This is a genomic window from Peterkaempfera griseoplana (genome assembly GCF_001418575.1).
GTDB lineage: Bacteria > Actinomycetota > Actinomycetes > Streptomycetales > Streptomycetaceae > Peterkaempfera > Peterkaempfera griseoplana.
Genome location: NZ_LIQR01000174.1, coordinates 19,304 through 30,336, shown reverse-complemented (window position 1 = coordinate 30,336; position 11,033 = coordinate 19,304). Strand labels below are relative to the sequence as shown.

11 protein-coding genes are annotated in these 11,033 nt (G+C 73.4%); 2 read left to right on the top strand and 9 right to left on the bottom strand.

Annotated features, from left to right (window positions below; all coding sequences use genetic code 11):
* On the top strand, window positions 1–328 hold a 328-nt coding region (locus tag AOK09_RS14050; RefSeq protein ID WP_217698426.1), incomplete at its 5' end, for an FxLYD domain-containing protein.
* 53 nt (window positions 329–381) lie between these two features.
* Here the strand turns inward: AOK09_RS14050 and AOK09_RS14045 are convergent.
* Entirely contained in the window at window positions 382–1,101 is a 720-nt protein-coding gene (locus tag AOK09_RS14045; RefSeq protein ID WP_055587511.1) for an aminoacyl-tRNA hydrolase, read from the bottom strand.
* Window positions 1,102–1,146: 45 nt separating this feature from the next.
* On the opposite strand from AOK09_RS14045, the gene AOK09_RS14040 reads away from it, so the two are divergent.
* Complete coding sequence (locus tag AOK09_RS14040) at window positions 1,147–1,578, top strand: GNAT family N-acetyltransferase (RefSeq protein WP_055587510.1); 432 nt, start codon at window positions 1,147–1,149, stop codon at window positions 1,576–1,578.
* A 101-nt stretch (window positions 1,579–1,679) separates the two neighbouring features.
* On the opposite strand, the gene AOK09_RS14035 is transcribed toward AOK09_RS14040, so the two are convergent.
* The 8 genes from AOK09_RS14035 to AOK09_RS14000 all read right to left on the bottom strand — a co-directional run bounded on the left by AOK09_RS14035 (window position 1,680) and on the right by AOK09_RS14000 (window position 11,007).
* A complete protein-coding gene (locus tag AOK09_RS14035; protein WP_175609301.1) occupies window positions 1,680–2,567 on the bottom strand; it encodes an SCO6745 family protein in 888 nt (295 codons plus the stop codon).
* Window positions 2,568–2,676: 109 nt separating this feature from the next.
* Entirely contained in the window at window positions 2,677–3,594 is a 918-nt protein-coding gene (locus AOK09_RS14030; RefSeq protein ID WP_055587509.1) for an ABC transporter permease, read from the bottom strand.
* Window positions 3,587–4,513, bottom strand: coding sequence for an ABC transporter permease (locus tag AOK09_RS14025; RefSeq protein ID WP_055587508.1), 927 nt, complete (start codon window positions 4,511–4,513; stop codon window positions 3,587–3,589). Before AOK09_RS14025 ends, AOK09_RS14030 begins: the two co-directional genes overlap by 8 nt.
* On the bottom strand, window positions 4,514–6,124 hold the full coding sequence (locus tag AOK09_RS14020) for a peptide ABC transporter substrate-binding protein (RefSeq protein ID WP_055587507.1): 1,611 nt from the start codon (window positions 6,122–6,124) through the stop codon (window positions 4,514–4,516).
* A 280-nt stretch (window positions 6,125–6,404) separates the two neighbouring features.
* On the bottom strand, window positions 6,405–6,683 hold the full coding sequence (locus tag AOK09_RS14015; protein WP_055587506.1) for a M20/M25/M40 family metallo-hydrolase: 279 nt from the start codon (window positions 6,681–6,683) through the stop codon (window positions 6,405–6,407).
* A gap of 200 nt (window positions 6,684–6,883) precedes the next feature.
* Entirely contained in the window at window positions 6,884–7,711 is an 828-nt protein-coding gene (locus tag AOK09_RS14010; RefSeq protein ID WP_055587505.1) for a M55 family metallopeptidase, read from the bottom strand.
* A gap of 463 nt (window positions 7,712–8,174) precedes the next feature.
* Window positions 8,175–10,112: an N-acetylmuramoyl-L-alanine amidase gene (locus AOK09_RS14005; protein ID WP_055587504.1), complete on the bottom strand. Its 1,938-nt coding sequence runs from the start codon at window positions 10,110–10,112 to the stop codon at window positions 8,175–8,177.
* A gap of 67 nt (window positions 10,113–10,179) precedes the next feature.
* Complete coding sequence (locus AOK09_RS14000; protein ID WP_055587503.1) at window positions 10,180–11,007, bottom strand: lysozyme; 828 nt, start codon at window positions 11,005–11,007, stop codon at window positions 10,180–10,182.
* Between the last annotated feature and the right edge of the window lie 26 nt (window positions 11,008–11,033).

The window sequence follows — 11,033 nt, the reverse complement described above, 5'->3', positions numbered from 1 at the left end:
CGCCGCGGCCCGGGCGGCCGCCTCCGCCGCCCTGAAGACCGTCAAGGGCCGGGGCAACGCCGTGGGGGACGTCCAGCTGTCCGCCGTGGACGAGGCGACCGCCCACGGGCACCCCGCCGCCACCGTGAAGATCACCAACCACACCCGCACCGCGGCGTCGTACGCGGTCCAGGTGGACTTCGCGGACGGCGCGGGCAAGGTGGTGGAGACCGCGGTGACGGCGCTCGACGACCTGGGCCCGGGCCAGACCGCCACTCTGCTCACCTTCGGGTCCAAGGCCAGCCAGACCACCACCACCCCCAAGGTCGCCAAGGCCGAGCGCCACTGAGCCACGGCCGGGGCCGGGCCGGGCGGGCGCGCACCGGCCCGGCCCCGGCCGGGTCAGCGGCGGGCCGCCCGGAGCGCGGGCAGATCCGCGACCACGGTGCAGGAGCCGGGGGCGATCTCGGTGAAGCCGGCGTCCCGCACCAGCGGCAGCCCGCTCTCCACCAGCGCCGCCCAGGCGGCGGGCTCCGCCGTGCGCACCGCGAGCGCGAACCCGCTCTCCGCCCAGGCCGCCCGCTCCGCCCCGGTCAGTTCCCACCAGGCCAGCTGGGCGGCGTGCCCCGCCTGCGCCATGGTCTTGCCGGCGCTCATCGGCAGGTCGGGGTTGAGCCAGAGCACCGGCGTGCCGGGCGCCGGGACCGGCGGGGGCTCGGGGTCGTCCAGTTCGGTGCCGGAGACCTGGAGCCTGGCCAGGTCCTTGGGCCAGCCGTCCAGCGGTACGGGCGGGTAGACCCGCACCTCGGCGGCGGTGCCCCGCACGGTGATCCCGGGCAGGTCCCCGGCGCGCCGCCACTCGGCGCCGCGGGCCCGCCGCACCACCTTGCGGATCCGGGCGTCCTGCCAGGCGTCCACCGCCTCGGCCCACTCGCCGCCGGTGGCCCTGGGGTCGGCCAGCAGGGTCAGCACCGCTCGGGCGGCGGTCTCCAGGGCGTCGGTACGGCCGGGGGGCTCGGCCCGCTCCAGGCGGACCACCAGCGGAAGCACATACTGCGGCGCCGCGTCGCGGGCGGCCGCCTGCGAGGGCTCGTCGAAGGGATCGGTCACGCGTTCCAGCATGCCAGCCCCGCTTCGCCGGACCGGCGGCCGGTAGGCTCGCCTGCCATGACCGCAGGCATACCGGCCGGCTACGGCATCGACACCGACCCGGCGCGCATCGACCGGGTACTGGTGCACCGCTGGCTCTCCACCGACGCCTACTGGGCGCTGGGCCGCAGCCCGGAGACCATGGACCGGGCCGTGGACGCCTCGCTGAACTTCGGTGCCTACGACGGCTCCGGCACCCAGTGCGGCTACGCCCGGGTGGTCACCGACCTGGCGACCTTCGCCTGGCTCTGCGACGTCTATGTCGACCGGGCGCACCGGGGGCGGGGACTCGGCCAGGCGCTGGCGGCGGCCGTCCGGGACCATCTGGCGCCCTACGGGCTGCGGCGGGTGCTGCTGGCCACCGGGGACGCCCACGGGGTGTACGAGCGGGTGGGCTTCCGGCCGCTGGCGGATCCGCAGCGGTGGATGGTGCTGGGCACCCAGGGCTGAGCCGGGCCGGTCGGCTCCTCCCCGGCAAGCCCTGGCGGGCGGCGTCCCCCGCCCGCTGGGGGCCGCCGCCGCGCGAGGGATGCCGGGCGCCGGTGCGGCCGTCAGGCCAACGGGTCCGCGGGAAGGTCGCGCAGCGGATGCCCCAGAGCTGCGGCCAGGGCGGTGGAGAGCGGCCTGACCAGCTGGTAGAGGCGGGTGCTCGGGCCGGTGCCCAGCCGCTGCCAGGGGGCGAGCGCCAGCTGGTCGGTGAGGTCCTCGATCCCCTGACGCAGGGCCCGGCCGGCCTCGGTGAGCCTGCCGTCGCCGTCCAGCAGCCCGCGGTCGGCCAGCCGGTGCTCCGCGGCCTCCCAGTCGGTGTCGGACCAGCCGCGCCGGGGCTGGAGGGAGCTTCGTACCTCGCCGCCCTCGGCGGTGATGGCCACCAGCGCCTCGACGGCGTCCAGGCCGGAGCGCAGCAGGGCGGCGTTGTGTCCGTCGCCGCGCCACTCGCGCAGCGTGGTGACGGCCTGCCAGAGCCTGAGGTGGGGCTCGTCGGGGAGCGGCAGCGCGGCGTTGGCCGCGCCCAGCGGGCGCCCGGCCGCGGTACAGGCGGCCGCCGCCGCGGCGGCCAGCTCGGCGGCCTCGGCGATCTCCGGGGAGTCGACGGTCCGGTCGCCGAGGAGTGCCCGCAGTGCGGCGTCGGCGCCGGTGAGGCGGGCCGCGAGGACCTTTCCGGGGTCGGCCCGGTCCCAGACGGCGGGGAGGGAGCGGGCGATCAGTGCGGGGCTGAAGTGGTAGAAGACCGCGTCCACGGCCGGGGCGGTCACCGCTCCCAGCGGGGCGGCGCGTCCGGCGAAGTAGACGGCCCAGGGGTGGGTGATGCCGTACGGCTGGTAGGCGGCGGCGGTCTGCGGGGCCAGGATGGCGCTGGTGTGGTACGGGTCCAGGGCGTCACGCAGGGCGCGGGCGAGACGCAGTTCTGCGGGGCGCTGGGGCTGCTGCACGGTCACTGACGGCTCCTCGGTAGGCTGACCGACGAGCATCATAGGATGAATATTTCATCTCCTCAATGATTTTCGGGCCACGGCGGACCGTCCCGGAGCGCGGGCCCGGGCGGCGTCAGCGCAGCCGCGGGTCGAGGGCGTCCCGTACCGCGTCGCCCAGCAGCAGGAACGACAACACCGTCACCGAGAGGAAGAGCGCCGGGAAGACCAGCAGGTGCGGGTGGTCGGCGTAGAAGTCCTGTGCCATGTTGAGCTGGAGACCCCAGGAGACGGTGGGGTACTGCAGTCCCACGCCCAGGTAGTCCAGGGTCGCCTCACCCGCGATCACATTGCCGACGTTGAGCATCGCCACCACGAAGACCGGCGCGAAGGCGTTGGGCAGGATGTGGCGGGCCATCAGCCGCAGCGGCCCCGCCCCCAGCGCCCGGGCGGCCAGCACGAAGTCGGCCTCCCGTACCGCGATCACCTGGGAGCGCATGATCCTGGTCATGGTGGTCCAGCCGAGCGCCACCAGCACCAGGGTGATCGCCCAGATGCCGTGCCCGGGGAAGGCCACCAGGATCACCGTGGCGCCCAGGACGAAGGGCAGCCCGAAGAAGATGTCGGTCAGCCGGGAGACCACCGCGTCGACCACCCCGCCCAGGTATCCGGCCAGGGTGCCCAGCACCACCGAGACCGCGAGCGCGAAGACCGTCACGGCCGTGCCCACCACCAGGCTGGGCCGGGCCCCGTGCACCACCTGCGACCAGTAGTCGCAGCCCTGGACGTCCCAGCCGAAGGGATGCCCGGAGGCCGGGCCCTGCTTGGCGCGCAGCAGGTCGCACTGCTCGTTGGGGCCCAGCCGGGCGAAGAGCGAGGGGACCGCCGCCATCACCGCGGCCAGCAGCAGGATCACCACGGAGCACCAGAAAAGCGGTCTGCGGCGCAGTTCGTACCAGGCGTCGCCGCCGCGCCGCCGGACCCGCTCCGCGGGCGGCCGTTCGGGGTCGGGCAGCGGTGCTGCGACCGGGTCCAGCGTGGTGGGCTCACTCATGGCGGATCCTCGGGTCCAGAACGCCGTAGAGCAGGTCCACGGCCAGGTTCACCAGCAGGAAGACCAGCACCAGCGCGGTGGTGGCGCCGACCACCACCGGGCCCTCCTTGAGCTGGATGGACTGGAACACCTGCTGCCCCACCCCGGGCAGGTTGAAGATCCCCTCGGTCACCACCGCCCCGGCCATCAGCGAACCGAAGTCCACCCCCAGGAAGGTGACCACCGGGATCAGGGAGTTGCGCAGCGTGTGCACCACCACGGTGCGGGTGCGGGTCAGCCCCTTGGCCGTGGCGGTGCGGACGTAGTCGGCGCGCAGGTTCTCGATCAGGGTGGTGCGGGTCAGCCGGGCCACGTACGCCAGACCGAAGGAGCCCAGCACCATGCCGGGCAGCAGATAGCTGGTGGGCCAGCCGTCCTCGGTGCCCGCGGTGGGCAGCAGCTGCCACTTCAGGCCGATCAGCAGCTGGGCGGTGTAGCCCACCACGAAGACCGGCACGGCGATCACCAGGGTGGTGCCGGCCAGTACGGCGGTGTCCACCGCCTTGCCGCGCCGCAGCCCGGCGACGACCCCCAGGAAGGTGCCGAAGACCAGCTCGAAGAGCCAGGCGGTGACGGCCAGTTGGGCCGTCACCGTCCAGCGGTCGCGCAGCAGGTCGGAGACGTTCTGTCCGGTGAAGGTCTCACCGAGGTCGCCGCGCAGCAGCCCGGCGAGGTACTTGCCGTACTGCACCAGCAGGGGGTCGTCCAGGTGGTAGCGCTGGTGCAGCGCGGCCAGCACCGAGGGTGAGACCGGCTTGTCGCCCGCCAGGGCCCGGACCGGGTCGCCGGGCAGCGCGAAGACCAGGGCGTAGATCAGGAAGGTGGTCCCCAGGAACACGGGCACCGCCTGGAGCAGCCGCCGTGCGGTGTACCGCCACATCTACTTCACGCTGATCTGGTCGAGGTGGAGCGTGATGTAGGGGTCGACCTTGACGTTCTGCAGGCGCTCGGAGTAGGCGGAGTAGTCGGTCCAGTTCCACAGCGGCACCATCGGCATCTCGCCCAGCGCGACATCCTCGGCCTGCTGGTAGAGGCGGATGGCGGCGGCCGGGTCGGCGGCCTGGTTGGCCTGCTTCACCAGGTCCAGGAACTTCGGGTTCTGCCACCCCATCTTGTTGCCGTTGCCCCACATCGGCTCCAGGTAGTCCTGGGCGTTGGGGTAGTCCATCACCCAGTTCTGCCGGTACGGCCCGCTCTCCTTCCTGCCGGAGAGGGTGGAGGAGTAGTCGGCGGCCGGGATCTTGCGGAAGGTGATCTGCTGGATGCCCAGGTTCTGCTTGAGCTCGTTGGCGACCGCGGTCATCCACTGTTCGTAGGTGGAGTCGGAGTTGGCGAACCACAGTTCCAGCGGGCCGTTGAAGCCGCCCGCCTGGGTGAGCAGCTGCTTGGCCTTGGCCGGGTCGTAGGTGCAGGCCTCGCCGCAGGCGTCCTTGCGGTAGCCGGGGACGTTGGGCGCCAGCAGCGAGGCCATCGGCTGGTAGGCGCCGTTGTACACCGCGTTGACGATGGCCTTGCGGTCGATCGCCATGGAGAAGGCCTTGCGCACCCTCGGGTCGGCGAAGCGCTTGTCGAAGACCGGGAAGCCCAGGTAGTCCATGGTGCCGCTGGGGGTGTCCAGCAGCCGGTCGCCCAGCAGCCGCTTGGCCTCGGGGATGTGCGCGGGCGGGATGTTCACCATGTAGTCCACCTGCCCGGCCTGGAAGTCGGTCCAGGCGGTGTCCTTGTTGGCGTAGATCTTGAACTGCACGCCGCCCGCGGCGGCCGGCCGGGGGCCCTTGTAGCCGGCGTACTTCTTCAGCGCGATCTGCTGGTTGTGCTGCCAGTCCCCGTCCATCTGGAAGGGGCCGTTGCCGATCGGGTGGACGTCGAACTTCTTGGGGTCGCTGAAGGCCGCCCGGGGCAGCGGAGCGAAGCCCATGTAGGAGAGCGTCATCGGGAAGGGGCTGAAGGGGGCGGTCAGCTTCACCGTGAAGGTGAGGTCGTCCACCACCTTGAGGCCGCTGAGGGTCTTGACGGCCGGGGCCGCCTTGCCGTCCTCGGGGTTGAGCGCCGGATAGCCCTCGATGTTGCCGAAGTAGTAGTTGTTGGCCCACCCGTTGGGGCCGTACGCGGCGGCGTTCCAGGCGTCCACGAAGCTCTGCGCGGTGACCTTCTCCCCGTTCTGGAAGGTCTGCCCCGCCCTGAGCTTGATCGTCCAGTTGCGCTGGTCGCCGGAGGTGACCGACTGCGCCGCCTGCATCACCGGATGGCCGTCCTTGGGGTCCAGGACCACCAGGGTGTCGAAGACGCCGTTGAGCACATCGATGGAGTAGCTGCTGGAGGTGTTGCCCGGGGTCAGATGGTCGGGTTCGGTCAGGGCGACGCTGTACGAGGCGTCCGCACCGGTGGCGTCCCCCTTCCCCTTCCCGCCGGAGCCGCCGCACGCGGTGGCGGCGAGCAGGGCGGCGAGGGTTGCGGCGCCCCAGCGGACGGGGCGGACGAGCCTGGTCATGGAACCTCCGGGCGGCAGAGTGTGATGCCAAAGAACACCACCGGGGGTGGCCTGAGGCAACGCCTCGTCAGCAATGTTTGCCCTCAACGAACAGCGGACAACCCATTCGGCCCACCAGGTCCCTCCCCCGGCCGCACCGGGGCCGCCGCGCACCGCCTTTCCAGGCGCCGCGCACGGCCCTTCGCCGCTGGGCGGGCGCCCGGGTCGGGGCCCGGGTCGGGTGTCCGTCCTGGCCGTCCGGGTGCCCCCGGCGGCGCGGGGACCCCAGCCGGCGGGTCGCTCAGCCGACGGGCGGGGCGGAGGCGAGCAGGGCCGCCGGCAGGGCCGCCCTCGGGGCGAGCGCGTCCAGGCGGACGTGCTCGCTGCGGGCATGCGCGCCGCCGCCCCGCGGGCCCAGTCCGTCGAGGGTGGGAACCCCCGCGGCGCCCGGCCAGTTGGTGTCCCCCGCGCCGCCCGCCGGACCGCCGGTGAGGGTCAGCCCCAGCCGTGCTCCGAGCACCCGCGCATGGTCCATCAGGGCGCGGTCGGAGCCGGGCTGCCAGGTGGTCGCCGTGGGCACCCGGGATGCGTTCGACGTCGGCGCCGGCCGCGGAGAGCCCCCGGGCCAGTTCGCCGGCGAGCAGGTTCAGCCGGGCGGCGTCCCCGGAGGGGGACTCCAGGGCGACCAGTTCGGCGAGCCGGCGCCGCATGCGCCGCTCCCGGGCCCGGGCGGCGGCGGGCAGCCGGGCACAGAGGCCGTCGGGTTCCTCGGGTTCGGCGTCAGTCGTAGTCGGGCTCCCGGGCGGCCGCGGCCACATGGGTGAGCGCGCGGAAGCAGCGCATCCCGTCGTACATCCGCTCAGCCGTGAAGGCCACCGTGCGCGGGCCCTCGGCGGTGACGGTGGGCACGGCGGTGCAGGCGTCGGCGAGCTGGGTGGCGTAGAACTCCAACTCGAACCGCCAGGGGCCGCGCGGTACGCTCTGCGGCCGGCCTGCCGCCTCCAGGGCGCCGGCTGCCGCCTCACGGATCAGCGAGGCGGTGCGCACCGGCGGCAGGCAGACCGCGGCGTAGCGGCTGACGCAGGTCTTCACCGCCACGGTGCGTGCGTGCGGCGCCCAGTCGGCGGCCTCCTTGCAGGTGAGGTCGTCTCCGGTGACCAGCACCACGGGCACTCCCGCCTCGGCGGCGAGCAGCGCGTTCAGCCGGCCCTCGGAGGCGGGCTCGCCGTTGATGCGCAGCTGGAGCAGGCCGGTGGGCATATAGGTGTGGGACAGCACACCCGGCTCGCCGCCGCCGGTGTGGTAGCCGACGAAGGCCACCGCGTCGGCCTCCAGCACCCCCTCCATCATGCCGAGCGGCTTGTGCCGTCCCGTGAGCATGGCGGCACGCGGGTCCAGCTCCTCCAGCAGGATGTTGCGCATGGTGCAGTGCGCCTCGTTGACCAGCACCTCGTCGGCGCCGGCGTCCAGGAAGCCCTGCACCGCGGCGTTGGTGTCGGAGGTCAGCATCCGGCGGAAGCGGTCCCACTGCTCGCTGCCGGGGCGGACGTCCTGGGGACAGGTGACGCCGCTGGCGCCCTCCATGTCCGCCGAGACCAGAATGCGCATCTGCTGCTCTCTCTCTGCCCGGTGCGGTCGGCGGGCGACGTGGTCGGGGTCCTGCGGAGCTGGTGCGGTCCGGCCGTACGGGGCACCGCCGCGGCCGGGCCCCACGGGTCCGTACCGGGCGCGTACCACGTCCTGCCGGAAGTAGCGGCCGGGAGCCCCGGAGGTCCCCCGGCAGGGTGAACCGGACCGGTCGGGCGACGCCCGGGGGACGGTCGCGGCGCGGGCGGTCCGTCATCACTCCCGGTACCCCGGGAGGGCGCCGGAGATCCCTGCACGGCGGGCGGGGGCCGGAGGGCGCGGAGGACGTTCCCGGCTCCCCGGGCGCGGTGGCCGGGCGCCTCCGCTGTCCGCCCCGGGTCACCACGACGGCCCCGGTGTCCACCCGTCCGCTCCCCACGGCGTACGCCATGGGGAGCAGAGGTGGTCCTGGGGCCGCTGAGCCGTGGACGGAGGCGGCGGACGGTCACCCGAGGGCGGTCCGGGAGGGGACCAGATCGACGTCGTCGGCCTTGACGAAGGCGACCCGGTGACCGAACTGGATCTCGTAGTAGCAGGTCTGACCGGTCACCACCCGGTGCCCGGCCGGGTCGAAGGTGGTGGCCCAGTAGTACTGCCCGGCCACCGTGCCGCCGACCGCGTACCGCTGCCCCGCGGGCATCCGGTACTGCAGCGGCGTCACGGACTGCACCGGTACGCCCTCCGGATAGGCGGACGCCTCCGGATAGGCCCGGCCGTAGACGGGGATGTCGGCGAGGCCCGCCCTGGGTGTCACCACGACGCCCTTGGACCAGACGGCGGTGCGCTCGTCCGGCGCGTTGCGGAACCAGGCCTTCCGGCCGAGGTACCAGATCGCCGTCCAGTCGCCCTCGCGGCCCGCGAGGGCGTAGCGCTGGCCGGTGGTGGCGCGGGCCCCCATGTCGGTCACCGCGTCGGTCGCCGGGTCGGGGCTGCGGCCGATGTCGGTGATCAGCGGCGAGTCGTCCGCCGGCAGGGTGTGCAGCGCGACCGACGCGGAGCCCTGGGACGGGCACGGCTCGCCGGCGGCGGTGCAGCCGGTGTAGACGGGCCGGTTGGTGTCGTAGTCGGGCAGGATGGTGACCAGGCCGCCGTTCGGACCGGCGTCGGGGTGGAACGGCCGCCCCAGGAGCTCGAAGTAGTGTGCCCAGTCCCAGTACGGGCCGGGGTCCAGATGCATCCCGCCCACGGAGGAGGCGGTGGGGCCGGGCACGTTGTCGTGGCCCAGGATGTGCTGGCGGTCCAGCGGGATGTCGTACCGCTGGGCGAGGTAGCGGACCAGGCGCGCCGAACTGCGGTACATCGCCTCGGTGTACCAGGTGCCGCCGCTCGCCAGGAAGCCCTCGTGCTCGATGCCGACGGAGCGGGCGTTGATGTCCCAGTTGCCCGCGTGCCACCCCACGTTGCGCGGCTGGATGTGCTCGTCGACATGGCCGTCGGCGGAGCGGATGCTGTAGTGCCAGCCCAGGTAGGTCGGGTCCTGCACCAGTTTGAGGGTGGTGTCCCAACTGGCCTCGGTGTCATGGATGACGATGTAGTCGATCTGCTGCGACTCGGGGCGGTCGGCGAGGTCGTAGTTGCCGTAGTCGCCGGGGTCGCTCGTCAGCTGTTGGTAGGGCGCCGGCAGCCACTCGCAGGCCAGGGTGCGCGGGCAGTCCGGGGCCCGGTCCTCCGCGGGGGCCGCGGGGGTGTCGACCGGTGCGGCGCGCAACGCCACGGACTGCCCGTCGTCGGTGGTACGCCGGGCGCCGCTGCGCAGCAGTCCGTAGACCTCGTCGGCGAACTGACGCTGTGTCGCCTCGTCGTCGGCGCCGGAGTAGCGGGCCACGGTCCAGTACCAGGCGGCGGGGTCGCCGCTCGCCGCTCGGTGCTGCTGCCGCTGGAGGTCGGCGAGCAGGGCCGCCCCGCCGGCGATGTTGGCCGCGGGGTCGGTACGCAGCGCGGCGGCGGGCAGCCGGGTGAGTCGGGCGGCGCGCTCCAGGGTGCGCAGCCTTGCGGGGACGGCCGCGGGTGCGGGTGCCGGCGCCGTCGGCCGGTCCAGGGGACGGGCGTCGTCACCTCGGGCGTCGCCCCCGCCGTCACCGGACTGTCGCGGCAGTGCGGCCAGGGCCGCCGGGGCGTCGGTGAGGTGCATCGGGCCGTAGCCCGCGTCGGTGCTGGGCTGCCCGGCATGGGTGTCCCAGCGGGACTCCAGGTAGGAGACGCCGAGCAGCACGGCCTCGGGGACGCCGTAGCGCTGAGCGGCCTCCCGGTAGGTGTTCTGACGTTCCGTCGGCTGCTGGGCGGCGTGTGCCTGCGGGGCCGCCGCGACCGCCGACAGCAGGGCGGCCGCGGTCGCGGCGGCGAGGGTGCGCGGCGTGCTGCGTCGCGCTCTGGCAGGAAGCATGAGCACTCCTGACGGAAGGTCTGGGAGGGGTTCGGTCCCGGGGCGGCCGGGTGCGCCGGCCGGCGGTTCAGCCGTTGGCGAGGGCCTGGAGCCGGTCGTAGGCGCCGTTGAAGTAGTCCTGGTCCCCGGGGAAGGTGCCGGAGTCGGCGTACTGCCAGATGGTCTGGTAGCTCCAGCCGGCCGGCAGGGTTCCGACGGCGGTGGAGTAACGGGCTACCCACAGCGGGTTGGTGGCGCCGAAGGCCGAGCTGTTGCCGGTGCAGGTGGTCCACCAGCTGGTGGAGGTGTAGATGGTCGGGTAGCGACCGGTGAGGCTGTGGACCGTGTTGCTGAAGTCACGTATCCAGCTCACCATGCCGGACTGGCTGAGCCCGTAGCACGTTGCGCCGTACGGGTTGTATTCGATGTCGAGCGCCGGCGGCAGGGTCTTGCCGTCCTTGGACCAGCCGCCGCCGTGGCTGACGAAGTAGTTGGCCTGGGAGGCACCGCTGGAGTTGTCCGGCAGGGCGAAGTGGTAGGCGCCGCGGATCATGCCGACGTTGTAGGAGCCGTTGTACTGCTGGGCGAAGTACGGGTTGGTGTAGCTGGTGCCCTCGGTCGCCTTCACATAGGCGAACTTGGCGCCGTTGGCCCAGGCGGTGCTCCAGTTGACGTTCCCCTGGTAGCCGCTGACATCCATCCCCGGGGTCTGGGTCACCATGGGAAGGGCGGTGCGGGGGGTGATGTTGCCGCCCTCGTGTTGACGGATCGTCGAACCCGCATAGTCGCTGTCGGGATGTGCGGGCCCGGCCGTCGGCCTGGCGGCGTCGGCGGTGCCCGCGGTGCCGCCCAGCACCAGGGCTCCCAGGGCGAGGACGGCCGCGGCGGAGCGGACGGTCCGGAGGCTGATGGTCATGACTACCCCTCGGAACTAGGGAGTGG